We start from the raw sequence: 23,783 nt of genomic DNA, 5'->3' as shown, positions 1-23,783 counted from the left end.
CTTCACCCAGGAGCAGCGTCGTGCCAGTGCACGCCACACCCTCAGAGCTTGGTGATCAAGGGTTGGCCGGTGCGAGTGGGGTCGCTCTGGCGGGTGATCGTTTTCTTGATGCGGGTGGTGGTCGGAGGGTCGGGAGAGGCATCGAGGGGGTTCCGGGAGCGATGCGGGAGGTCTCGATGGTGTCCGTGGTGTCGTTGATGACGGCGAAGGCCGAGTTGGCGCGGGGGAAGGCGACGGAGTGGCAGGTGTTGCTGGCCGAGGCTCAGGAGCAGGTTGACTTCTGGCTGGCAGAGGCCACGGCGGAGGAGGACGCGGTGCGCCGGCTGCGTCTGGCCCTGGAGGAACGGTCGGAACTGGTCGAGGCCGCGGCCTCGTTGAGCCCGGTGATCACGGATGTGGAGGAAGCCGCCGATGCGGTCGAGTCCGTGCCGGTCCGGGTGGGAGGTGCCAAGGCGGCGGGGAAGGGGCCGGCGGCGGGTGTGCCGGTGCCCTCGTGGGAGCCGGGTCTGGGAGAGGGCGTGCTCTCGGAGGTGTATCGGGCGGCGCTGGCCGTCGTGCGGGAGGCTCAGGGGCCGGTGCTGGCCCGGCAGGTGGCCGAGCGGCTGGGCTGGGAGTCGAGTCCGGCGCGTCAGCAGCGGGCACGGGATGTGTGTTCCCGCCTCGCGGTGCGGGGGTGGATCGTGAAGCGGGGTGACGGGAAGTGCACCAGGCTGCCCGGCTGACCTTCCGCGCCGCGGCGTCGGCGGGTCCGGCCAGGCGCCGGCTCATGTTGATGCCCACCGCGAGCAGGACGAACGCGGCGTGGTGGTCGGTGCGGCGTTCGTAGTCACGGACGCAGCGGCGCCGCCGGGTGATCCACGCGAGCGTGCGTTCCACGATCCACCGTTTCGCGATGACCTTGAAACCGTGGCCCTTGCGGCGGCCGGGGTGCTCGGGGATCTCCAGGTCGATACCGAGGGTCCGCAGGGTCCAGGGCACGAGTTCGCCGTCGTAGCCGTGGTCCGCCCAGACCTTGGTGACCTGCCGGAACAGCAGGGCCAGGCGGGCGAAGAGGGCCATCGCGGCGGTCCGGTCGTTCACATCGGCCGCGGTGACGGCCACCAGCAGGACCAGACCGAGAGTGTCGACGACGATGTGCCGCTTGCGGCCGTTGACCTGCTTACCGCCGTCGAAGCCCCGGCTCGCGGAGCCGACCGTCTCGGCTGCCTTGAGGGACTGCGCGTCGATGACCGCGGCCGCCGGCTGCTCGGAGCGTCCGGCACGACGGCGGATCTCCTTGACCAGCACGGTGTGGATCTGCGCGAACACGCCCTGGCGCACCCAGCGGCGGAAGAAGTCGAAGACCTTGCGCGGCGGCGGGAACGGCTCCGGCAGCGAACGCCACTTGCCTCCGTTGTCGGTGAGATAGCGCAGTGCGTCCAGCATGCTGCGGTGGCAGTACTCCTCGGGCCGGCCCCCGCGCCCGTCCATCCAGGGTGGCACCGGGATCGCGGTGCGGACCTGTCCCACTCGGCCTCGGTCATATCCGTCTCGAAGGTCCGCTCGCGCACCGGCGTGTCCGACGGCACATTCCCGAACCGGCACGGCAGACACCGACACGCACGGGTGGCGAAGTTGTCGGCAGGAACGGCGAGTTGGTAGAACTGCGGCACGGGGTCCTCCGGGGTTGTTTCGTCGCAACGAAAAACTCTCCAGAGGGCCCCTCTCTTCATGCCTCCTGGGCCCCGGAACTTCCCATTCGAACCGCTGGCCCCATCATCACCAGGCTCTCACATCACCCTGCGCAACTGTTTGTCAGGGCTGCTCGGCTGCTGCGGCCAGGGTGGGGGTGATGTGGAGGTGGGTGTCGAGGCGGGTGAGGGCAAGAAGTCTGGCGAAAGGGTGCGGGAGCGGGCCGGCCCGCCCCTTGCGGTCCAAGTCGCCCGAGATGGTCCGCCAGGAAATCTGGGCGCTGCTGACCACGCACTACGCGATCCGGAACCCAGGGCTGATTCAAAGTCGAGACGGGCGTGGCCGAATTCTGGTTCGCCCACGCGTTCGATAAGACATCACGGCAGGTCGTCGAGCGTCTCACGGGTCCGGTGCGCCTGATTGGCCGTCAGGCAACAGTTGTGCGGCTTCAGGATGCAAGCCCCTGACCAGCAACGATGTAGTCGATCATCGACTTTGAATTAGCCCAGTCGTCACACCGCCGCGACCTGCACACTCACGAGATCACCGCGACTATGCAATCGCCCTGCCTGAGTACCGGCCAGATTTGCGCTGAGGATTGCACTTACGCGCCAGTCTGGCCCTTCAGGTCCTTGCATCATGAGATGAATCAACCCACTCGCCAGCGGACCGCGTTACGGCCGCGTGGGCGGATCAGAACTCATCTGCATAGTTTTGCGAGGGAAATTATGGAATCCACCCCCACCGATGTCGAACGAAATTCGGCCTATGCGGGAACCTACATAGTGCACGGTCGGATAATCGGCCAACTTAGGGAGAGTTTTTATCAGGAAACTTTGTCTGCCGAAACCATCTGGAATAGAATTGAGGATGCATTTCTCACTAGGCCGCAAAAGACGGAAGTCGTGGCTTTCCTGGCGGCGCTGAGTGAGGTCCACTGGAAAGACTGCTGGCGCCCCGGGTATGAGAATACAGCCATCCTCACGCCGGCCCTGGTGCAGATGCTGGAGGAAAACACATACCAGGCAAAAGAAATCGTCGATAACTCAAATTACGGTGACGCCTGGGGGACCGAGAGGCCGGAGGTGAAAACAGCTGACTTTAAGTGGGTTACGGAGAGGCAGCGGAAACTATTGAGAAGCATCTATGTAAATGAAGATGAAGCGGTTTCGCTGTATCGAATCTTGGGGGAAGTTCTTCCGTGGTGGCAGTATCATCCTGCAGAGGAGCTCAGTGAGTGGCTGACGTCCTACCTTCGGTCACTTAAACTGGCTACCGGGAAAGGTGCGATGGAACACATGAGTCCTGACGTATTTGTCAAGAGTGAAACCATCAAGCCGGTAGATGGTAGGACCTATGAGGCGGTCGCTGAAGACGGATTCCAGGCCTTCATCAAAAGCCGCCAGAAGCCCGCCCCCAAGGCTCGTTGGCGCAAGCCGCTGAACGGTTCCGACAATCCCGACCTTTCACCTGAGCAAGTGGTCATTATCGACGGCCTCAGGAACTCGGCTGCGAATATGGCAGAGAACGCAATGGCGGCCGTGCAGGCCATTGTTGACGCAGGGAAGGCGAGTTGGCAGTACGAAACATATTTCGGAAAATACAATCGACAGGCAGCGGAAGCGATAGTTGAGACCTATAAGGTTGCGGCTAACGGTATCCTCGATTTTAAGATTGTAAATTACGATAGAAACCATCCCCTGAAGCCAGGGCCTGAGGTCACTGACTCCATCAGGGCGTTCACCAGTGGCTCAAGCAATCCGATTGTGCTCACTGGTGCGTTCTGGAAAGCCAGCGACGCCCAGAAGGCGGCAGACCTGCTTCACGAGATAACGCGCGCACTAGCCGGAACCGACGTTGGTTCAGGAAGTGGTGTCGAGGCTGCGATAAAGTGGGCTGACCGGGGCTCGGGTTTCGCCTCTAAGTGTGCGTACAATTACGAATATTTTGCCAGAGCAGTCCGTAACGAAGGGGCTGCAGCGCCAGGGGTCGGAGCCCCGCAGCTGGAAGCCAGGGAGCTAAAGGGCGCAAAGGCGGATCTAGTAGAGGCCGGCAAAACGAAAGCATTGGCGTATTACCAGGCGGCGCTGCGGGTTCTGGGGAGTGTGAGGCCAAACGACGCAGCCAATGCCAGCACGAAGATGGTGAGGAAATGGTTTGGTGATATAGGGGTAGATGAGAGGGGTGAGCTTGCAGGCTACTACAAGAAAATGATAGAAGAAATCCCTCATGCTAAGGTGCTGCGTTACGTCAAGGGCGGCGCCGACGTTCTGACTCGGACAACTATTGCCCAGACCTATCCGGGAGAGCGCATCCTCGTCACGGGCAAGTTCTTCGATATCGCCGACCCGGGATATGCTCATCGGATCATCATGCATGAGGGGACGCATTATATTGACGCGGCAATCGTCGACTATGGTCTTGCAAATCCCCCTGAGGCGGCAGTTCTGGAGCTGGCCGGAATGAAAAACTGTTTGACTTCGGCTTACACGCTTCAGTACTTTGCCGAAGCTGCCGCTGGCGATCGGTAATTCCACGCCGGCCAGGGGGCTGTCGATTAATAACTCATGGATCTTGGTGGGTGTCATGGGGCTGTGAGGTTGTGTCCGGCGATCTGAGCGAGTTGCTGAGCTGAGGTCACGGTGAGAGGGCCGGTGGGAACGGTGTGGCTGAGTGCGGCGAGGACGGGGGTGGTTTCCCGGAGGGTCGCGCCGATCCTGTTCTTGGTCAGGCCGGTCGCCTCGGCGAGCGGGGCCTGGGCCATGGTCCAGCGCTTGGCGAGAAGAAATACGGTGAGGTGGTCGGCGGCGGAGAGTCGTCGGCCGCCTGCGCCAGGGCCGCCGTCGGGGCGTTTGCCGGGCAGCAGGATGGGCGGGTGTTCGTCGCACCAGGTGCGGTAGCGGGTGACGAGGTCGTCGAAGGCGGCGGGTTCCAGGCCGGTGAGGCTGGGATGCCGGAGCCAGGCGGGAAGCTTGTCGCCGGCGGGGAATCGGCCGAAAGCCCGGTCACGGGGCTGCTGAATGAACGGTGCCAGAGGTTCGGGGCGCAGGGTGTAGTTCCAAGTGCCGTGCCACTCGTGCGGGGTGAGCGGAAGCCGCTCCATGATGTCGTCGGGAACGGTGACGCCGGTGGGGTAGGCGTCGGGGTCGAGTTCGGCGTGGACGGTGAGCCCGGTGCGGGTGCGGGTGGCGCCGATGGTGTTGACGACGACTTCGTGGCTGGTCAGGGGCCTGCCGCGCCAGTTGATGCTGATCTGGGAGAACAGCCGGTGCTCTATCTTGTTCCACTTCGAAGTGCCCGGAGGGAAATGGCACACCGACACTGACAGGCCCGTGGCCAGGGCGAATTCGGCGAGGTGTCGCTTCCAGGCGCGGACCCGGTATCCGTTGGAGCCGCCCGCGTCGGCGGTGATCAGTAGACGGGACGCGTCCGGGTAGCGGTGCCGTCCCTCACCGTCCCACCAGCGACGCAGGGTGGCCACGGCGAACGCCGCGGTATCGCCGTCGCAGCCCACTGAGACCCAGCCGGCGTCCGTGCCGATGTCGTAGATCCCGTATGGCACGGCCTTGAGCGCGCCCTTCTCCGGGAAGTCGTGAGCGCGGACCTCGACCGGCTGCCCGGCCCGGTGCCACTCCCGCCCGCCGACCGCGTACCGGCCCAGGGTCTCCTTCTTCTTGGCATCCACGCTGATCACCGGCTGTCCGTCCGCAAGATGTGCGGTGGCCTGCTCGTTGATATAGCGGAACTGGGCGTCGCGGTCCGGGTGCCGGGCGCCCTCGGTCGTCCGGGAGGTGCCCTGCAGGGAGAAACCCTCGGACCTCAGCAGCCCGGCCACCGTGTCATGGCCGACCCAGTGGCCCTGCCGCGACAGCTCGGCGGCCAGGGCCCGGGTGGACTTCACCGTCCACCGCAGCGGCGACTGCGGATCCCCCCGCTCTTCCGGCTCGACCAGCGCCAGCAAAGCCGGTACCAGGTCAGGATCGATGTCCCTCAGCCGCTTCCGTCCCGCACCCGCCGCCCGAACCCGACCATCGGGCACCGCACCCTGTACCAGCTCCCGCAGCCCGCGCGACACCGTGGACTCCGCCACCCCCGCAGCACCAGCCACCAGCCGAATCCCGCCGTGCCCCCGCACACGGGCGACAGCGCCCAGCACCAACCGCTGCTGACGCTCATCCAGACACGGCAACAACAACGCCAACGTCTCCGCCAGCTCCGACTCGATTCCCTCCGCCACACCGGAATCCTACGGGGCAACCAGCCCCAGAAACCGAGGAGTTATTAAACGACAGCCCCCAGGGGGCTGTCGATTAATAACTCATGGATCTTGGTGGGTGTCATGGGGCTGTGAGGTTGTGTCCGGCGATCTGAGCGAGTTGCTGAGCTGAGGTCACGGTGAGAGGGCCGGTGGGAACGGTGTGGCTGAGTGCGGCGAGGACGGGGGTGGTTTCCCGGAGGGTCGCGCCGATCCTGTTCTTGGTCAGGCCGGTCGCCTCGGCGAGCGGGGCCTGGGCCATGGTCCAGCGCTTGGCGAGAAGAAATACGGTGAGGTGGTCGGCGGCGGAGAGTCGTCGGCCGCCTGCGCCAGGGCCGCCGTCGGGGCGTTTGCCGGGCAGCAGGATGGGCGGGTGTTCGTCGCACCAGGTGCGGTAGCGGGTGACGAGGTCGTCGAAGGCGGCGGGTTCCAGGCCGGTGAGGCTGGGATGCCGGAGCCAGGCGGGAAGCTTGTCGCCGGCGGGGAATCGGCCGAAAGCCCGGTCACGGGGCTGCTGAATGAACGGTGCCAGAGGTTCGGGGCGCAGGGTGTAGTTCCAAGTGCCGTGCCACTCGTGCGGGGTGAGCGGAAGCCGCTCCATGATGTCGTCGGGAACGGTGACGCCGGTGGGGTAGGCGTCGGGGTCGAGTTCGGCGTGGACGGTGAGCCCGGTGCGGGTGCGGGTGGCGCCGATGGTGTTGACGACGACTTCGTGGCTGGTCAGGGGCCTGCCGCGCCAGTTGATGCTGATCTGGGAGAACAGCCGGTGCTCTATCTTGTTCCACTTCGAAGTGCCCGGAGGGAAATGGCACACCGACACTGACAGGCCCGTGGCCAGGGCGAATTCGGCGAGGTGTCGCTTCCAGGCGCGGACCCGGTATCCGTTGGAGCCGCCCGCGTCGGCGGTGATCAGTAGACGGGACGCGTCCGGGTAGCGGTGCCGTCCCTCACCGTCCCACCAGCGACGCAGGGTGGCCACGGCGAACGCCGCGGTATCGCCGTCGCAGCCCACTGAGACCCAGCCGGCGTCCGTGCCGATGTCGTAGATCCCGTATGGCACGGCCTTGAGCGCGCCCTTCTCCGGGAAGTCGTGAGCGCGGACCTCGACCGGCTGCCCGGCCCGGTGCCACTCCCGCCCGCCGACCGCGTACCGGCCCAGGGTCTCCTTCTTCTTGGCATCCACGCTGATCACCGGCTGTCCGTCCGCAAGATGTGCGGTGGCCTGCTCGTTGATATAGCGGAACTGGGCGTCGCGGTCCGGGTGCCGGGCGCCCTCGGTCGTCCGGGAGGTGCCCTGCAGGGAGAAACCCTCGGACCTCAGCAGCCCGGCCACCGTGTCATGGCCGACCCAGTGGCCCTGCCGCGACAGCTCGGCGGCCAGGGCCCGGGTGGACTTCACCGTCCACCGCAGCGGCGACTGCGGATCCCCCCGCTCTTCCGGCTCGACCAGCGCCAGCAAAGCCGGTACCAGGTCAGGATCGATGTCCCTCAGCCGCTTCCGTCCCGCACCCGCCGCCCGAACCCGACCATCGGGCACCGCACCCTGTACCAGCTCCCGCAGCCCGCGCGACACCGTGGACTCCGCCACCCCCGCAGCACCAGCCACCAGCCGAATCCCGCCGTGCCCCCGCACACGGGCGACAGCGCCCAGCACCAACCGCTGCTGACGCTCATCCAGACACGGCAACAACAACGCCAACGTCTCCGCCAGCTCCGACTCGATTCCCTCCGCCACACCGGAATCCTACGGGGCAACCAGCCCCAGAAACCGAGGAGTTATTAAACGACAGCCCCCAGGGCTTCGGCGTAGTCGCGGCTTGAGTGGGTTTTCCTAATGTGTGCCGGCGGTGGCCCGGACGCAGGACAGGCACGAGCTTCCAAGATCATGTGGGTGTCGAGTCCAGTGACCCCTGCGGAAGTCCGTGCCTGCCGCAGTATCCTCTCCGATCCGCGCAAGCCCCGCGGTGTGCGCCACGGCCTGGTGTATGTGCTGGCGCTGGCCGCCTGCGCCGTGCTGACCGGCGCGACCTCGCTCCTGGCCATCAGCGAGTGGGCTGCCGATGCGTCATTGGCGGTCCTGCACCGCATCGGCGCCCGTCGCTGCCCGTTGACCGGCATCCGGTTGCTGGCCGCACGCTGGGGTGGGTGCGGACGCTCGCGCGGTGGTTCGGCACGTCCGGCAAGGTCGCGCCGTCTGCCGTGAGCTCGGTGGCCTGGAGCCCGATCAGACGGACGTTCCAGTTGCAGCCTGACCAAACCCATAGGGGCCCACGTCGTCCACCGATCGGCGGACACCTGCCGCGCGTCTATGTTTACTCGCCTGCGGTCGACGATAAATGGGATCTATAAATGCGTAAACTTACTAAACTGTTCACTTTGGCGGCCTCAACTTTCATGCTTGCTGTCACACCTGCGCTTGCCCACGCGGCCGCCCCCCCCCGCAACGCCCCACGGGCATGAGGCGAAGGAGTCCCGGAGTAGGGTTCAAGCACTTTTCAATTACGGCGTAACCATACGAAATAATTCGAATCAGCCGCTCACGATTCTGTCGGCGAGGCGCTCTGAAAGCGGAGAATGGGGAGACAAGCCACCCAAGGTGGGCACCGTCACCCTCCGAATGGTGAATACTATTACAACGTCGATTATTATGTTTTCGCAGGCGATAACGTCACAGAAGTATCCGCAAAGATTGGATCGTCACCTAGCGATCGGATCGTCTTCGAATCTCGGGGCGTCTTCGGGAACGGGTGGGGTTTTACCAATTCGAGAATTTCTGGGGAAAATGGGCCAAAATATCGATGCGTAGATAAAGAACTTGGCTCGCAGAGGACGTTCACTTTCTCTAATAAATAGCGGACTTAGAGGCCGCTCGACGACCCAGCGGTGGATTCCGAGTCCTGATCCGTGTGGGACGCCGCGGCGGGCGATCGCGGGCTTGATCCCCAGCGCCCAGGCCAGGCGGCGGTATTGGTCGTGGTCGTAGCCGCGGTCGCCGAGGAGGCTGTCGGGGCGGTTGCGGGGCCGTCCGACCAGGCGGGCGACGGACGGGATCTTCTTCGGCAGGGGTATCAGTTGGGTGACGTCGTTGCGGTTGCCCCCGGTCAGCGAGACGGCGAGCGGGATGCCCTGGCCGTCGGCGATGAGGTGGTGCTTGCTGCCCGGACGTTCGCGATCGACCGGGCCGGGCCCGCTTTTGGGCCGCGCCGGGCGGCCCTGACGTGGAGGAGTCGATCACCGCACGCGACCAGTCCACCTGCTTCGCGACCCGCAGCTTCTTCAGCGGCACCACAGGCAGTTGATCCCACAGGCCGGCGTCGTTCCAGGCGGTCAGGCGCCGCCGGCAGGTCGTGCCGGAGCCGAAGCCCAGCTCCTGTGGCGGGTACTCCCACTGGATCCCGGTGTGCAGTACGAACAGGATCCCGCGCAGTGCCTGCCGGTCGGGCACCCGAGGACGCCCCTGTGCCTGTTTCGGCGCCGGCTCGGGCAGCAACGGCTTCATGAGCGGCCACAGTTCATCTGACGCGATCCACGGTCGCGGCTGACGTTTTCCCCACGGTCAGACCAACGACCAGCCGGACCGAAAGTCACATGATCAACAGCTTCTGTTAGGGCCTCTAAGGCCGTGTCCAATGTGGTGAGGCGGGCGAGCCGTTTGTAGCAGCAGATGGCTGCGGCGAGGCCCAGAAAGGCCAGGTAGTTGCGGGGGTGGCGTTCGTAGCGGTGGTTGAGGCGGCGGTAGCCGGTCAGCCACGACATGGTCCGCTCGATCACCCACCGGCGCCGGCCGAGTCGTTCCGATGACTCGACGCCCTTGCGTGCGATACGGACCCCGATCCGTTTCCCGCGTAACTATTTTCGCAGGTGGGGAATGTCGTAGGCCTTGTCGGCGTGGAGGCGCCGGGGCTTGAAGTAGCGGCCACGGTGGGGGTCGTGTCTCGTTTGGTGGCCCGTGATCATGGGCTTGAGCGCGAGGCTGTCGTGGGTGTTGGCGGCGCTGATGCCGACGAGGAGGGGCAGTCCGTTCGCATCCGACAGGACGTGCATCTTGGAGCCCGGCTTGCCCCGGTCCACGGGGCTCGGACCTGTGAGTTCGCCCCCTTTTTTAGCGCGGACGTGGGCGGAGTCCAGGACTGCGCGGGAGAGGTCGAGGAGGCCGGCGTCGTCGAGGCGGTGCAGGATCTCCTCGTGTAGCCGGCCCCAGACTCCGGCTCTCGACCAGATCAGGAACCTGCGGTGGGCGGTCGACTTCGATATCCCGAAGCGCGGCGGCAGTGACCGCCAAGCGCATCCGCTGACCAGCACGTAGATGATCGCTGCGAACAGCGTCTCATCAGGCGTATCCGCAGTTCCGCCACCCTGCGCCCGCACCTTCGAGGGCGGGATCAGCGGCTCCGCGATATCCCACAGCCCGTCCGGAACAATCCAACTCCAAGTACCCCGCCCCATGCAAAGCTCAACGACGCCTCACCACATAGGACACGGTCTAAGGAGTCATCTCATTTGGTGAGTCGGCGGTAGCAGATGAGGATGCTGGCGAAGGCGAGGGAATGCTCTGCTTTGCGTTCGTAGCGGCGGTGTAGGCGGCGGCTGCCGGAGAGCCAGGCGATGGTGCGCTCGTCGGTCCAGGGGTGGCTGCCCGGCCGCTGCGAGGATTCAACGCCTCGGCGGGCAATGCGGGTGCGTGATTCCGCGTTCACGTAACCATCGCCGCGGGTGGGCGTAGTCGTAGGTCTTGTCCGCGTGAAGCTTGCCGGGTCGGCGTGGTCGGCGTCCGCTGCGGGATCGGATGGGCGGTATGCCGCGGACGAGGGGCTCAAGGGCCTGGCTGTCGTGCAGGGTGGCGCCCGAGATGCCGACGGACAGGGGGCAGACCGGTCCGCTCGGTGGTTGAGTGGATCTTCGATCCGAACTTGCCCCGGTCGACAGGATTCGGACCTGTCAGGTCCCCTTTTTCAGGGTCCGCATGTTCATGGAGTCGATCGCGCAGCGAGACCAGTCCAACTCGCCGCGGGTGCCGAGTTCGTCGAGGACCAGGCGGTGGATCTTGGCCCACACCCGTGCTTTGCTCCACTCGGTGAACCGCCGGTGAGCTGTCGCCCCCGACGGCCCGAACGATGCCGAAGGCAGCTGCTGCCAGGTACAACCCGACGTCGCCACGAACACGATCGCGGCAAGCACCTCCCGGTCGCCGTGCCGGCGCCGACCACCGCCCTGCGGCCGCGACGGCGCCTGCGGCACCACGCGCTGAAACAGCTCCCACAACTCGTCCGGCACCAGCCGTTCGGCGATCCCCACCATGGCCGACAGTCCACCGCGAAGCCCCAATGAGATGACTTCTTAGGGGCAAGGGAGGTGCCGCGAGCCTAGAAGTGGAGGAAATCTCCATAACTCGCCCCGGCCATGAGCCGGGCCAGTTCATCGCCCACGTGGAACCTCTCGCCTCTGAGGAGGTTCCCTTCCCTGGTAAGGACGACCGTGATGCGGTACACCTGCGCGTCATGTGGCGCTTTCAGTCGCAGATCGTACTCCAGGCAGGCACTGTACGAATCCCAGCACTCGTTCACGGGCGTGTGTGATTCGATCAGCGGGAAGAAGTTGTCGAAGTGCTCTTGGTAGAACCGTTCGACCTTTTCCCTGCCTTCAAGCCTCAAGCGGGCCGGATGGAACTCGTAGACGGGATGCTCGACCAGGGTGTTCAACGTGCCGTGCAGATCGAGGCGCGTCTCGCAGTCGGAATGTTTCCCTACGAGTTGACGCATCTCACTGGCGGACATCGGGCTGGCCTCTTTTCTTGGGGAATGGGCGCACAGCTGATGGCGAATGCTGACGGTACTCAGCACTCTAAGGCTCACGGCGGGAAGAGCGGGCTGCGGCACGGGTGGAGTCGCCGCGGGACATGAGTGGCGCCACGAGGTGTGGGGCTCCGGCGACTCATCGCGCCCGACCGCGGCCTGGAGGGGTGGCGATGGACGAGCGGCAGGCCCGGCTGCCGCGCGCCCCGCACACCACCCCCGACAGGGACTAGTACGTAAGGCCATGCGATCGGTCAATGTCGCTACGTCCAGGGGGAGTTGCAGTCTCTCAACGGGTCCCGCCGGCCGGTTGTGACGGGTTCGCACGCCAAGCCGGTGAATCCCAGCAAGCATCCTCTCCCATCCACGGAGCACCCATGAGACGCAGGATCGCTGTATCGGCACTCACCGCCCTGTCCTTCATGTCGTCCGCCGGCGTGACCAGCGCCGCCGCCGCCGCTGCCCCGCCCCCCCGCTACTGCCACTACAACGGTGTCCTGCAGTGCGCCGACACCTTCCGGGGGCTCGTCAGCATCGCGACCTTCGGCCGGGTGACGGACGGGCCGCTCACGCCCCCGGGTAGCTGGCAGACGGCACAGGCGCTCGGGCTGCGCATGGAAGCGGCGAACCCGTACCTCTCGTCCATGCACTTCTCCAACCCCGACTGGACGGGGAACGCGCTGTCCATCGCGGCCAACGGCTGCAAGGGCGGTATGAACCGCCCGGGGGTCATGAACCTGAACGTGATCGACCCCAGCTTCGACAACCGGGTCAACTCGGAGTTCGGCATGAACGGATGCCAGGTCAGCCCCGCTCAGCACCCCAACCACACCGGCAGTACCGGGGACGCCCGCCCGATCGGCTGGCACAACCCCGGTACGAGCCTCTACAACGAGATCACGTCGGTCTACTACTATCCGACACCCACCAGGGAGGAGGCCGTGAAGGCATGCGCCTCCGGCGCCGCGGACTGCACGCTCAAGAACTACCGGACCTCGCTCGTGTCCGGAGACTCGGACCCGGTCGCCTTCAGCACCAACTGCACGTCCGTCCCGCAGAACAGGGCCCTGTGGTGGGAGACGAGCGTCGCCAACGAGACCTCGTTCACCACCGAGTACGGACAGAAGCTCATTCTCGGGCTGGAGTTCGGCGACCTCAAAACCGGCATCGAGCTCGCGTTCTCGCAGACCTACGGCCACGCGACCACCAACACGACCACATTCAAGCAGCAGGACTCGGTGACCATCCCCGGCAAGTACCGGAGCGTCCTCTACAAGACGCCGACCTTCCAGGTGCTCACCGGCACCGCCACGGCCCGCATCAAGGACGGCGGAGTGCTGGTGGACGTGCCCTGGTCGGTCAAGCAGGCCGTGAGTGACGGATCGGACGGACTGACGTGGGACGAGATCCCATTGACCGCGGCGGAACTCCGTGACCCCAAGCTCTGCCCGCTCTCGGGCGGCGTGACCCGGTCGCTCTGAGCCCCAGCCCCACCGAGCCGGGCGCCGCGGTGACAGGCCATGCGGCGCCCGGCCCCTCCCCGCCAGAATGCAGGCGGAAAGCCGGGCCGGCAGGCCCCCCCCGGGCGTGCCCCGGCCGCGCCCCGGCCGGAGGTGCCCACCTGCCGGGGCGCGACTACGGTGGGAGTACGTGGAACACCCGCATCCCGGGCCACGCCGCCGGTCGGCTGCGATCACCCGAGCGGGAAGGAGAGCAGGATGGCCGCGATACCCGCCCGCTCCGGGACAGGCGCCTCGCCGCCGGTGACCCGGTGGAACCCGGACAGTCAGGAATGGGAGACGACGGCCCGGGGCCACGAGGTCCTCGCCGATCCCAGGTTGTCCAAAGGCACGGCGTTCACCGCCGCCGAGCGTGCGGCCCTGGGGTTGACCGGGCTGCTGCCGCCGGCCGTGCTCACGCTCGACGAGCAGGTGCTGCGCGCCTACGGGCAGTTCGGGGAACTGCCCGACGACATCAACAAGAACGCCTACCTGACTGCCCTGCAGGATCGCAACGAGGTCCTGTTCCACCGGCTGCTGCTCGACCACCTCGCGGAGATGCTGCCGATCGTGTACACCCCCACGGTCGGCCTGGCCATCGAGCACTACAGCCATGAATACCGCACGCCACGCGGTGTGTACCTCAGCGTGGACGCCCCCGAGGACGTCGAACGCGCGCTGGCCGCCTGCGGGCGAGGTCCGGACGAGATCGACCTGATCGTCGCCACCGACGCGCAGGCGATCCTGGGCATCGGCGACTGGGGCGTGGGCGGGATCGACATCGCGGTCGGCAAGCTCACCGTGTACACGGCCGCGGCGGGCATCGACCCGGCCCGCACACTCGCCGTGATGCTCGACGTGGGCACCGACCGGCGCGAACTGCTGGACGACCCCCTTTACCTCGGCAACCGCCACCCGCGCGAGACGGCCGACGCCTACGACGCCTTCATCGACCGCTACGTCACGGCGGCCGGAACCCTCTTCCCCAACGCGCTGCTGCATTGGGAGGACTTCGCGGCCCCCACCGCCCGCCGTATCCTCGACCGGTACCGCGCATCGCTCTTCACCTTCAACGACGACATGCAGGGTACCGGCGCAGTCAACCTGGCCGCCGTTCTCGCCGGAGCAAGGGCCTCCGGTACCCCCCTCGTCGAGCAGCGCATCGTCATCTTCGGCTCCGGCACCGCCGGCATAGGCATCGCCGACCAGCTGTGCGCCGCCATGACGGCCGGAGGCCTCGATACGGACGCCGCGCAGGCCCGCTTCTGGTGCCTGGACCGCCCGGGGCTGCTCACGACCGCCGTCGCGGACCTGCGGGACTTCCAGCTCCCCTACGCCCGTCCGGCCGGTGAGGTGGAGCATTGGGAGGGCGCCGGCACCCCGGCGGGCATCCCGCTCGCCGAGGTGGTCCGCCAGGTCCACCCGACGATCCTGATCGGTACCTCGGCCCAGACCGGCGCCTTCACCGAGCAGATCGTCCGGGAGATGGCCGCTCACGTCGACCGCCCGGTGATCCTGCCCATGTCCAACCCGACCTCCCTGAGCGAGGCCACACCTCAGGAACTGATCACCTGGACGGACGGCAGGGCCCTGGTAGCCTCGGGGAGCCCGTTCGGCCCCGTTACGCACCAGGGCGTCACCTACGCCATCGGGCAGGCCAACAACGCCCTCGTCTTCCCCGGTCTCGGGCTGGGCGCGTTCGTCGCCGGAGCGAACCGGATCACGGACGGCATGATCGCCGCGGCGGCCAGGGCGGTCGCCACGCGCACCGACACCTCCGGCCGCGGCGCCCCCCTCCTGCCACTGGTCGACGACCTGCGCGCCACTTCCGAAGAGGTCGCGCTCGCGGTCGCCTCAGCCGCAGCCGAGGATGGTGTAGCCAGGCACACGACAGTCACGCGCGCGGACGTGAAGCGGGCGATGTGGTGGCCGCACTACCACCCGGTCCGCGCCATGTAGCGCCCGGCGCCGCGGAGCTGTCGCGCCCGCACGCCTGGCATGGCGGCCGGTCTTCAGGGTGGTGACAGAGCAGCGGGGCGCAGATGGTTCAAATGGTTGATTCTGGCTGTGCTTTGGTGACTCGCCGGGGTTTCAAAGCGTCACGACCCCGGCAAAGCCGCATCCTGAACGTCCTGAGTACTCACCAGAGCGGATCAAGTGATGACTGCCAAAACCAAGGCCGCCTCCGTGATGGCAGCCGCGTTCATTGCGTGCTGCGCATCCTTCAACGTTGCCGTGGCAGCAGAGGGCGGCGGTATCCCGAGGACGTGCAACGACGTGGCGTTCCCTGTCAGCGGAGACCCGTCCAGCGCCGTCCTCAACTGTCAGAACGGGCAGGGGAACACCCAGTACAACTACTCGCCCTCAGTCGACCTGCTGGGGATCCTCACGCTGCCGTCCGGACAGGCGGGCCCGGCGGGTCCCGCCGGCCCTGCGGGTGCTCCGGGTGCTCCGGGTGCTGATGGGGCGGCCGGGCCGGCTGGTCCCGCGGGTGCTCCGGGTGCCGATGGGGCGGCCGGGCCGGCTGGTCCCGCGGGTGCTCCGGGTGCTGATGGGGCTGCTGGCGCGGTCGGTCCCGCAGGACCCCAAGGGGTTCCTGGCCCGGCCGGGCCCATGGGAATGCCGGGGCCGCAGGGGCCGCAGGGGCCGCAGGGGCCGCAAGGGCCTCCCGGCGAGTGCACGGGGTTCTTCTGCCCGTAGGCTCAGTCCCTTGGATCGGGCGGAGGAGCCCTGGGTTCCTCCGCCCGATCCAAGCAGAGCGGGATCACCGACGTTGGGACGGGGTGTCGGACGGTCACCCGCCCATCGAGATGATGACCTTGCCCTTGGCGTGACCCGAAGCGCTGCGGATGAGGGCCTGGGGGGCGTCCTCCAGGGGGAAGACGCGGTCGGTGCGGGAGCGAAGCCCACCCGTGTCGACCAGCGCCGCTATCCGGGCCAGCTGTGCGCCGTCCGGCCGCATGAAGAACGGCCGGACGGTCACGTCATGCAGCTTCGCCTTCTGCTCGGCATCCGGGACGCCGAGGACCGACACCAAGGTGCCCCCGCGCCTGAGGACGGAGAGCGAGCGGTCCTGTGTCTGCCCGCCGACCGTGTCGAACACGACGTCGTATGCCTCTGCGGCGTCCTCGAAGGACTGAGTGCGGTAGTCGATGACCTGCTCCGCGCCCAGGTCGCGGACCCAGTCCGCGTCCTCCGCTCCCGCCGTCGCCGTGACGTGCAGCCCCAGGTGCCGGGCGATCTGCACCACCGCGGCACCGACCGCCCCGGCCCCGCCGTGGACCAGCAGCCGCTGCCCCGCCTCCACCCGGGCCTGCTCGACCAGGCCCTGCCATGCCGTGAGCGCCACCAGCGGGATGCCGGCGGCCTCGGCGAAGCTCACTGAGGCCGGCATCCGCGCGGCCAGCGCGGCATCGACCACGGCGACGGTGGCGAAGGTGCCGGTACGGTCCGGGGCCACACGGAAGAAGACCTGGTCACCGACCGAGAAGCCGGTGACGTCAGCACCGACGGCAGTGACCACGCCCGCGCCGTCGCTGCCCAGCCGCAGGGGGAAGGCTTCGTCGGGCAGGACCCGCAGCGCCCCGGCCACGATCAGCCAGTCGATGGGGTTCACGCTGGCCGCACGCATCTCCACCCGCAGGTCGGAGGGGCGCAGCGGGGGTTCGTCCACGGTAGCCAAACCGACGACTTCTTCGATCTTTCCGTGGGACTTCGATACAACAGCACGCACGACGGCTCTTCTTCTCTCCTCGAGGGGTGGGCGCCCGTCACGCTAACCGCGCAGAGCCGGGGCGTGCTCATGCGAAAGCACCCTCGTGGGGAGGAGCCGGCGGGGGGATTGCCCTGCGGCTGTGGGTGTGCAGCACCCCGTTCTCGCCCTTGTGCGCTCCGGAATCCAAGACCGCCCCAGGCCGCCGCCCGCCGGGATGTCGGCCGGTGCGAAACGCCGTAATGTGAGGGGATGACCCGTGATCCGCACGGCACTGTCGGGGACCCTGGGGATGCGCCGCAGATCCCACCCGGGGACAGAGGCACGATGACCTTGAGATTCCTGGCCGAACCGAGCTCGGTGAACTTCGGTGGGAAGGTGCACGGCGGTGCGTTGATGAAGTGGATCGACGCCGCCGGATACGCGTGTGCGGCGGCGTGGTCCCGTCACTACTGCGTCACTGTCAGCGTGGGCAACATCCAGTTCCGCAAACCCGTCCGGGTGGGCAACCTGGTCGAGATCCAGGCACGCATCGCGGCGACCGGCCGCTCCAGCATGCACATCCACGTGACGGTGGCGGCCGGCGACCCCCGTGCGGACGCCTTGGAGCGCACCACCGACTGCCTCATCGTCTTCGTCGCCGTGGACGGGGACGGGGCCCCCGTCCCCGTCCCGCCGTTCGAGCCACGGACCGCACACGAGCACCGGCTCGCCAGGTACGCCACCGACCTCAAGCAGGCCCACCAGGCCCTGGAGGCGATCAAACCCTGAGGGGGCTGCGGCGGGCCCTGGGGCTCCCGGCGGTCCGGGAGGTCCCGGCTGGCCGGGCGGGCTGTCAGGAAACGGAGGTCCACCGGGGTGGTGCAGCTGCTACGGGGGCTGCGAACCCGGCGGCCGTGAGGGTCAGGGAGACAGCGGCTCCGGTGACCCAACCGGTCCGCCGTGGCGAACCGCTGCACCACATTCTTGCTGTGCTGTCAGATGGCATGTACTCGGCTCCCGATCGTTGTCCGTTCGAAGGGCTCCGGGGTCCCTGTGCGGTCCCCGGCCCCCGGGCGTCGCCGTAGGGCTGTCACGGCGCGGCGCAGAGGGCATACGGGGTGAGGGTGATGTCGTCACGCGTCCAGCCCACACTTTCCGGAGTGCCGGTCCCCGTGGGGACTTCGGCTACCACGGTGTTGGTGAGGGCGTCGATCGTCGAAACCATCTACGAGTCCCGCTCCGTCACGTAGACGAGCTTCCCGTTCCGAGATGCGGCCACCTGGACGGGACCGCTACCCGGCCCGGTGTCGATGCTCGCTACGAGGGCGTTGGTGGCTGTGTCGAACACCCGCACCTTGCCCGGGCCCGTGTTGGCGACGTAGGTGTACGTGTCGGCGGTTCGTGGCGCGAGTACCGCCATGGTGACCAGGATGAGGGGCCTCGCGTTTTTCGGACAGGGATCTGACCGTTCATTTCACGCGGCTATTCGCAACCTTGCATACTCGGCGTGGACTTCCTGCGGAGGCCGGTAACCGACAGCCGAGTGAAGGCGTTTGCGATTGTACCAGAATTCGATGTAGCGAGTGATGTCCTGCCGGGCGGCCTCGAGGGTCAGGTAAGTCACACGTGAGACACGCTCGTTCTTCAGAGTTCCGAAGAACGATTCGGCCATCGCGTTGTCGAAACAGATCCCGGTGCGCCCAGACGATCTGCGGAGGCCGAGCCGGTTCAGCGCCTTCCCGAACTCGGCTGACATATAGTTACTTCCGCGATCGGAGTGAAAAATTGCCCCCTTGGTGAGCTTCCTGTTGCGGGCTGCGTTGCGTATGGCCCGGGATATCAAAGGCGTCTGGTAGTGGTCGTCCATCGCATACCCGATGACTTCCTTCGTGCAGCAGTCGATGACCGTCGCGAGATAAAGCCAGCCCTCGCCAGTCGGAATGTAGGTTATGTCTCCGACGAGCTTTTCACCCGGGGTGTCGGCGGTGAAGTTCCGGCCGACGAGGTCGGGCACTGCGCCCGCCGCAGCCTGGGTCAGGCTGAACCGCTTCGGGCGGGGCTGGCAGGGCATCAGGCCCAGTTCACGCATGAGCTGGCGCACGAGCTCCAGGCCGGCGGCGTGCCCCCAGCGCGCCAGCTGGGCGCGGATGCGCCGGTATCCGTACGTACTGTCGGACACCTCGAAGGCTTTCTTGACGAGCAGTTTCAATTCCTCGCGCCGCTGAGCCGTCGCAGAATCAGGACGGCGTCGCCAGTCGTAGTAGCCGGACTTGGACACGTCGAGCCGCTCACACATGAACTCGACAGAAAATACGTACTCCGCGGTGTCGAGTCGCATCGTTTCGATGAACTCGTACTTGCGTGCTACCGGGGATCCTTCGCGAAGTACGCCGCGCATTTTTTCAGGAAGGCGTTCTCCATCTCGACTTCGCGAATGCGGCGTTCGAGTTCCTTCAACCGGGCGCGTTCACTCACCGTCAGCTCAGCGTCAGCGGCCGGCTCACGCCGTTTCTGGAACTTTTTCACCCAGCCCCGGAGTGTCTCCGGGTTCAATTCAAGCTCTCGGGCTGTCTCCGAGACGGTCTTGCTGGAGCGGAGCGCGATCTGGACTGCTTCCTCGCGGAACTCCGGGGTGTACTTGCTGGGCGGTGCCACTTCGTGCTTCCTCATTCCCTTGACAGGACAACCCTATTGGGCCCCTGTCCGAGAACTTCGGGGCACCTCAGGACCAGGGCCAGGACCAGGACCAGGACCAGGGCCAGGACCAGCCTGGCCCGGCTGCGGCCCACCCTCCCCGCAGGTCCACGTCAGTCGGAAGGAGGGCCGGGCAGCCTGCGGAGTTCGAGCAGGGCCACCGCGATCTTCACCGCGGTCGAAATCGTCAGGGCCTGGAGGAACGGCATGCCCATGAGCCACAAGGCCACCATCATGACGGTGAGCACCATGAATGCCGGGAGCAGATTGGTCCTCCTGAGCGCGGTCAGCAAGTGTCCGGCGGCTCTCCCCGGGCGCTGGTCCACCGTACCGACAGGGCGGGCGGCGACGTCTTCCTCTTCGGCTCGCGGCACGGGCTGTGGTCCTTCCTCGCGCTTGTCGTCTCTGGCGACGAGTCTCGGGTGAGACGGGGCGGGCTGCCACCGCTGCCGCCTGTCCTGCGTCCATTCGGGTGGTGGTGGCGGCGGCCCCCCCAGCTCTTCCGCTGATTGGTGGATGGGTGGGGGAGGAAGGCATGCGCACCATACGGCTATGAACGTGGACGCTCGACAGGTAGAAGCAGGAGCCGCCTTTCGGAGGCTGAAGTCCCAGATCGGGACCGCCTTGGCTGCCGCCGTGTGCACGGTGGCCGCGGCCTCGGCACTCGTGATGGCTTCCCACTCAGGCGGGCAGTCCCCGGACACGGCTGCCGCAACTGCGTGGCACGTCACCTCCACGGGGCACGTCACAGTTCTGGGTGATCGCTGACGCTCCCTGAGCAGAGGCCACTTTCTTTGAAGAGCCGGACACGTACTCCTGAGCCCTTCGGTAAGCCCGTGAAGCCTTCAGGCTCCGTCCTTCGATGCTCTCGGCACCCTCCTGAATCCGGCTACCCCGCCGGGTGCGGCCCGTCCGGGTCCGCCGGCGGGGCAGACAGCGGGGGCAGCGGTACGCACGCGTCCAGGATCTTGTGGAACGGCCTGCGCAGGGCCACGGCCATGGCCTGCGGGTCGGTCTCGCGGTACCGGTCGAGCAATCGGCGCGCAGCCGCAGCATCGGCGTCCGGCTCCCGCCCCCGCACCATGGACTCGATGGTGCGGGCGGTCGCCTCGACGATGGCGGGCAGCTCCTCCTTGGCCCGCAGCAGGACCGGGCTCGGCCCGTCGCGCGTGCTCAGCGCGTCGGCCTCCACCGCGAGGAGGTCCACGTAGGGCGCGGTCTGGGCCACGGTCCGCACCCGGCCCGCGAGGTGGGCGACCAGTTTCCTGTCACGCCTGTGCAGCGGGTTGAACCGCATCGCGTGCTGCGCCTGGTCCGACTGTTCGCGGCAGTGCCTGAGGCGCTCCGCCTCGTCCGCCACGAGCATGCGATTGGCGCGGGCCGCGGAGGGATCACCCAGAGCGCCCACACTGCTCCTGAGCGCCGCCGACAGGCGCGTGCTGCAGTCCCGCGCGATGGCCTCCAGCTCGCGGCGCGGGTGCGGAGGCCACAGCAGCGGCGCCAGCACGATGGTGGCCAGGCCTCCCAGCGCGGTCTCCCACACGCGCGCGATGCCGTAGGCGTCCGGAGCCGGATTGGAGAGCACGAGCAGGGAGGACAGGCCGACCTGCGGATTGAGTGCCGTCCCGGGCCCGACGTAGATGCCGATGAGCAGAGCCAGCCCCAGCACGAGGACGACGGCGGGCAGGGTCGGAGAGAGCAGGGTGACCAGGGACAGGCCCAGGGCGACCCCTGCCATCACGCCGCCGACGCGCATGACCACGGCGGTCATCGAGGAGAACGGGTCGCTGCGCAGCGCCATCAGCGGGGCCAGGGCGGCGTAGATGGGTGGGTTGTGGGCTCCCGCCCAGAGCGCCAGCTGCCATCCGATCGCCGCGATGAGCAGGATGCGCGCGGCGAAGGGACCCTGGTCGCGGAGCCGGTCGACGGCCCGTGAGTGCATGGAGGAAGGTGCTGGGGCGCCCATCCTGCCACCGTACGGCGCACCTGTGCCCGCCGCCGCTCGGGCCGCCCGGGGACTGCTGACCCGCACCGAGGTGCAGGCGGTCACTTCGCGACGCGGACAGCACCGTCGCGGACGGGGCTCTGGACACCAGCCGTCGACGCCGCGCCACAGCGGGGTTCGTCCTCAGGGCGGGATTCACCACTCGGGCCGGGAAGCGAGCTGTCGTTCTGGGGCTACGGCCCTGGCCGAAGGACTGGTCAGCCGACCGGGACGATGGTGACACCGGTCGCGACGGCTACGGCGAAGGGGAGCGCGTCCCTCTGCGCCCCGTTGAAGTGGAACTCCTTGGCGACGTGGTCCATGACCGGCTCAAGTGCCTTCTTGCCCTCGGGGGTGGAGAGGATGGGGCGTGCCTGTAGGGCGACCGGCCTCAGCCTGGCGTCGTTGGCGTTCCACCGGGCCTCGTAGGTGGTGCAAAGGGTTCGCAGGTCTTTGTGCGTTTCCCCCTTGGCGTTGAGGCTGGCCGACGGGGTGAACCCCCCCGGAAACCCGCCCAGCAGAGGCTTCTTGGGCGCTTGGAAGGGGAGGCAGACGTCGAGTGAGACCTTCTCGGCACTGAGGGTGACCAGGCGGTTCAGTATCCGACCGGTGCGCCTGTCCGTCAGCTGCGGCTGGGATGAGGGCTTTGAAGCTGATGCCGATGCTGCACCTGCTTGGACGGGTGCTGCGTGGCCTGCTGGTGCGCGTCCGTGGTGGGCAGGGGTTGCGGGGGGCGGGGCGCAGGCCAGGAGAGCGGCTACAGTGCCGGCGGTCACGGGGGCAACGGTGAAGAGTGTCACCAGGCGGCGGAGAGAAGCCATGAGAGTCCTCGCGGGAGAGCGGACGTGGAGGGTAGGTCGGAGGCACGCGGCATTGCACGTACTCTCCGCTCCATCCTGGCCCGGTCAGGCAGGCGGGTCGGCCCTCCGATCGGCCCTTTTGCCGGGGGAGGGAACGGCGCCAGTTGGCTGCAGCCCTCACGGCCCTCCTGTGAGGCGGAGCGCGAGACAGCCGCCGCGATGAATCGGCTCGATCGAGGGGTGCATGACCCGGAGCTCGATTCGCCTGGTCCGGAGGGTGACTGCGGCCCAGGTGATCAGGGTTTTGGAGTGCTGGACGAGGCCTTCGGGTCTCGGTCGTGGCTGCGGGCGTGCACGAGCCGGGCCAGTGACCTCCGGCGACGTGAATACGCCCGATCCAGTTCAGTGGCTGAACGACCCGGACCCCGTCGTCGTCGCGACGAACGGATCGTCACGCCAGCGGCGGGGTCGCTTGAGGGTGCCAGGATTCCGGGGTGGAGCCTGGCGAGGCAGTCAGCCTCGGGGGATGGGACCGTCGGCCCGGACAAGGGGAGTGACGACCACGTTCACGGCCTGGAGGCCCTTCGGGCCCTTCTCCACGTCGAAGGTCACCCGGTCCGCCTCATTGAGCGTCCTGAAACCCTTGGCGATGATGGCGCTGTGATGAACAAAGACATCGGCGCTACCGTTCTCTGGGGCGATGAACCCGAAACCCTTTTCATCGTTGAACCACTTCACTGTTCCTGCAGGCATTGCTTTTCCACTCGTTGAGGATGGGGGAACCGGCGTGGGGAAACATCCCCGGATTCCGCCGGTGTCCGATGCCTCCATTACACATTCTCCGGCTCGAGTTCCGGCTCCCGTTCGGCCAACGGACGGGGCAGCCGAACGCGCAGGGCCACGATCCGACCGCAGGCCCCGGGCTGGTCCCGGGGCTCCTGGATGCTCGCCACGCCCGGCTTGCGGACCGGCGGAGGAGCGGCAGCGGCAGCGGCCGGGCAGCTGGGTCCGGTCGGCGAGCGGTGGGTCACTGTTGCCGTCGGCTACAGCTTGAACGTCTGCGAGCGGTGCGGGGCCAGCGCGAACGCCCGCCAGATCCTCGATACCGTCGACTGCGACATCCCCGTGGCCGCGGCCATCGACCTCGTCGACCAGTGCGTCGCGTTCTTCGGCGTCTCCTCCAGCGTCTTCACGATCACCCGCTCGACATCAGCGTCGGTGATCTTTCGGGGGACGCCGGGCCGTGGCTCGTCTCCGAAACCGTCCAGGCCGTGCTCGAGGAAGCGCCGCCGCCAGGTGCGGACCGTATCCGGAGCGATCCGCAGCCGCCGCGACACCTCCATGACCGAGTGCCCCTCCGGAACCAGCGTGACAAGACTGCGGCCAGCAGGTTC

At 67.1% G+C, this 23,783-nt stretch carries 18 protein-coding genes and 3 pseudogenes; 5 read left to right on the top strand and 16 right to left on the bottom strand.

The window, feature by feature from the left end:
• Nucleotides 1-387: 387 nt before the first annotated feature.
• Entirely contained in the window at nt 388-1,482 is a 1,095-nt protein-coding gene (locus tag OG435_RS33895) for an IS5 family transposase (RefSeq protein WP_430625548.1), read from the bottom strand.
• Between the two features lie 312 nt (nt 1,483-1,794).
• Nucleotides 1,795-1,962, bottom strand: a complete 168-nt coding sequence (locus OG435_RS33890) for a hypothetical protein (protein ID WP_266886595.1) — start codon at nt 1,960-1,962, stop codon at nt 1,795-1,797.
• Between the two features lie 437 nt (nt 1,963-2,399).
• On the opposite strand from OG435_RS33890, the gene OG435_RS33885 reads away from it, so the two are divergent.
• Entirely contained in the window at nt 2,400-4,202 is a 1,803-nt protein-coding gene (locus OG435_RS33885; protein WP_266882720.1) for a M35 family metallo-endopeptidase, read from the top strand.
• Nucleotides 4,203-4,255: 53 nt separating this feature from the next.
• Here the strand turns inward: OG435_RS33885 and OG435_RS33880 are convergent, their stop codons facing one another.
• Together OG435_RS33880 and OG435_RS33875 are read right to left on the bottom strand one after the other, a co-directional pair.
• Nucleotides 4,256-5,908 carry an ISAzo13 family transposase gene (locus tag OG435_RS33880; RefSeq protein ID WP_430625795.1) on the bottom strand — a complete coding sequence of 551 codons (1,653 nt, stop codon included), beginning with the start codon at nt 5,906-5,908 and terminating at the stop codon, nt 4,256-4,258.
• 100 nt (nt 5,909-6,008) lie between these two features.
• On the bottom strand, nt 6,009-7,661 hold the full coding sequence (locus OG435_RS33875) for an ISAzo13 family transposase (RefSeq protein WP_430625795.1): 1,653 nt from the start codon (nt 7,659-7,661) through the stop codon (nt 6,009-6,011).
• 168 nt (nt 7,662-7,829) lie between these two features.
• On the opposite strand from OG435_RS33875, the gene OG435_RS33870 reads away from it, so the two are divergent.
• On the top strand, nt 7,830-8,129 hold the full coding sequence (locus OG435_RS33870) for a transposase family protein (RefSeq protein ID WP_266882718.1): 300 nt from the start codon (nt 7,830-7,832) through the stop codon (nt 8,127-8,129).
• A gap of 560 nt (nt 8,130-8,689) precedes the next feature.
• Here OG435_RS33870 and OG435_RS33865 read toward each other — a convergent pair.
• The 4 genes and pseudogenes from OG435_RS33865 to OG435_RS33850 all read right to left on the bottom strand — a co-directional run.
• Nucleotides 8,690-9,425 (bottom strand): annotated as a pseudogene (locus OG435_RS33865) (IS5 family transposase); the annotation flags it as partial.
• Nucleotides 9,426-9,556: 131 nt separating this feature from the next.
• A pseudogene (locus OG435_RS33860) lies at nt 9,557-10,372 on the bottom strand (IS5 family transposase); the annotation flags it as partial.
• Between the two features lie 50 nt (nt 10,373-10,422).
• Nucleotides 10,423-11,224 (bottom strand): annotated as a pseudogene (locus OG435_RS33855) (IS5 family transposase).
• Nucleotides 11,225-11,289: 65 nt separating this feature from the next.
• A complete protein-coding gene (locus OG435_RS33850; RefSeq protein ID WP_266882716.1) occupies nt 11,290-11,700 on the bottom strand; it encodes a hypothetical protein in 411 nt (136 codons plus the stop codon).
• Between the two features lie 395 nt (nt 11,701-12,095).
• Here OG435_RS33850 and OG435_RS33845 point away from each other — a divergent pair, with 395 nt between their 5' ends.
• Nucleotides 12,096-13,199, top strand: a complete 1,104-nt coding sequence (locus OG435_RS33845) for a hypothetical protein (RefSeq protein ID WP_266882714.1) — start codon at nt 12,096-12,098, stop codon at nt 13,197-13,199.
• 237 nt (nt 13,200-13,436) lie between these two features.
• The gene (locus OG435_RS33840; protein WP_266882712.1) at nt 13,437-15,176 is read left to right on the top strand and encodes an NAD-dependent malic enzyme; all 1,740 of its coding nucleotides are present in this window, start codon (nt 13,437-13,439) and stop codon (nt 15,174-15,176) included.
• Between the two features lie 835 nt (nt 15,177-16,011).
• Here OG435_RS33840 and OG435_RS33835 read toward each other — a convergent pair.
• On the bottom strand, nt 16,012-16,950 hold the full coding sequence (locus OG435_RS33835; protein ID WP_266882710.1) for an NADP-dependent oxidoreductase: 939 nt from the start codon (nt 16,948-16,950) through the stop codon (nt 16,012-16,014).
• Between the two features lie 306 nt (nt 16,951-17,256).
• Here OG435_RS33835 and OG435_RS33830 point away from each other — a divergent pair, with 306 nt between their 5' ends.
• Nucleotides 17,257-17,700: an acyl-CoA thioesterase gene (locus OG435_RS33830; protein ID WP_266882708.1), complete on the top strand. Its 444-nt coding sequence runs from the start codon at nt 17,257-17,259 to the stop codon at nt 17,698-17,700.
• 301 nt (nt 17,701-18,001) lie between these two features.
• Here OG435_RS33830 and OG435_RS33825 read toward each other — a convergent pair whose 3' ends face one another.
• From OG435_RS33825 to OG435_RS33795, 7 genes are all read right to left on the bottom strand, one after another.
• Nucleotides 18,002-18,136 carry a hypothetical protein gene (locus tag OG435_RS33825; RefSeq protein WP_266882706.1) on the bottom strand — a complete coding sequence of 45 codons (135 nt, stop codon included), beginning with the start codon at nt 18,134-18,136 and terminating at the stop codon, nt 18,002-18,004.
• A complete protein-coding gene (locus OG435_RS33820) occupies nt 18,137-18,331 on the bottom strand; it encodes a YncE family protein (protein WP_266882704.1) in 195 nt (64 codons plus the stop codon).
• 54 nt (nt 18,332-18,385) lie between these two features.
• Nucleotides 18,386-19,581 (bottom strand): IS3 family transposase gene (locus tag OG435_RS33815; RefSeq protein ID WP_266874684.1). Its coding sequence is split into 2 segments (ribosomal slippage): nt 18,386-19,302 and nt 19,302-19,581, totalling 1,197 coding nucleotides; the frame shifts between segments, so codons are not numbered across the junction.
• Between the two features lie 137 nt (nt 19,582-19,718).
• On the bottom strand, nt 19,719-19,979 hold the full coding sequence (locus OG435_RS33810; protein ID WP_266882702.1) for a hypothetical protein: 261 nt from the start codon (nt 19,977-19,979) through the stop codon (nt 19,719-19,721).
• A 515-nt stretch (nt 19,980-20,494) separates the two neighbouring features.
• Nucleotides 20,495-21,547, bottom strand: a complete 1,053-nt coding sequence (locus OG435_RS33805) for an FUSC family protein (protein WP_266882700.1) — start codon at nt 21,545-21,547, stop codon at nt 20,495-20,497.
• A 1,355-nt stretch (nt 21,548-22,902) separates the two neighbouring features.
• Nucleotides 22,903-23,142 carry a cold-shock protein gene (locus OG435_RS33800; protein ID WP_266882698.1) on the bottom strand — a complete coding sequence of 80 codons (240 nt, stop codon included), beginning with the start codon at nt 23,140-23,142 and terminating at the stop codon, nt 22,903-22,905.
• Between the two features lie 290 nt (nt 23,143-23,432).
• A complete protein-coding gene (locus tag OG435_RS33795) occupies nt 23,433-23,732 on the bottom strand; it encodes a helix-turn-helix domain-containing protein (protein WP_430625794.1) in 300 nt (99 codons plus the stop codon).
• Nucleotides 23,733-23,783: the final 51 nt, after the last annotated feature.

This window comes from Streptomyces sp. NBC_01264, from assembly GCF_026340675.1.
In the GTDB taxonomy this organism is placed as follows: domain Bacteria; phylum Actinomycetota; class Actinomycetes; order Streptomycetales; family Streptomycetaceae; genus Streptomyces.
The sequence above is the reverse complement of the archived record's forward strand: the minus strand, read 5'-3'. Positions and strand labels throughout refer to the sequence as shown.

Coding starts and splice junctions, on each gene's coding strand:
- OG435_RS33885 (WP_266882720.1), top strand. CDS start 2,400: ATGGAATCCACCCCCACCGATGTCGAACGAAATTCGGCCTATGCGGGA.
- OG435_RS33850 (WP_266882716.1), bottom strand. CDS start 11,700: ATGTCCGCCAGTGAGATGCGTCAACTCGTAGGGAAACATTCCGACTGC.
- OG435_RS33845 (WP_266882714.1), top strand. CDS start 12,096: ATGAGACGCAGGATCGCTGTATCGGCACTCACCGCCCTGTCCTTCATG.
- OG435_RS33840 (WP_266882712.1), top strand. CDS start 13,437: ATGGCCGCGATACCCGCCCGCTCCGGGACAGGCGCCTCGCCGCCGGTG.
- OG435_RS33830 (WP_266882708.1), top strand. CDS start 17,257: ATGACCTTGAGATTCCTGGCCGAACCGAGCTCGGTGAACTTCGGTGGG.
- OG435_RS33825 (WP_266882706.1), bottom strand. CDS start 18,136: ATGGTTTCGACGATCGACGCCCTCACCAACACCGTGGTAGCCGAAGTC.
- OG435_RS33820 (WP_266882704.1), bottom strand. CDS start 18,331: ATGGCGGTACTCGCGCCACGAACCGCCGACACGTACACCTACGTCGCC.
- OG435_RS33805 (WP_266882700.1), bottom strand. CDS start 21,547: ATGCACTCACGGGCCGTCGACCGGCTCCGCGACCAGGGTCCCTTCGCC.
- OG435_RS33800 (WP_266882698.1), bottom strand. CDS start 23,142: ATGCCTGCAGGAACAGTGAAGTGGTTCAACGATGAAAAGGGTTTCGGG.
- OG435_RS33795 (WP_430625794.1), bottom strand. CDS start 23,732: ATGGAGGTGTCGCGGCGGCTGCGGATCGCTCCGGATACGGTCCGCACC.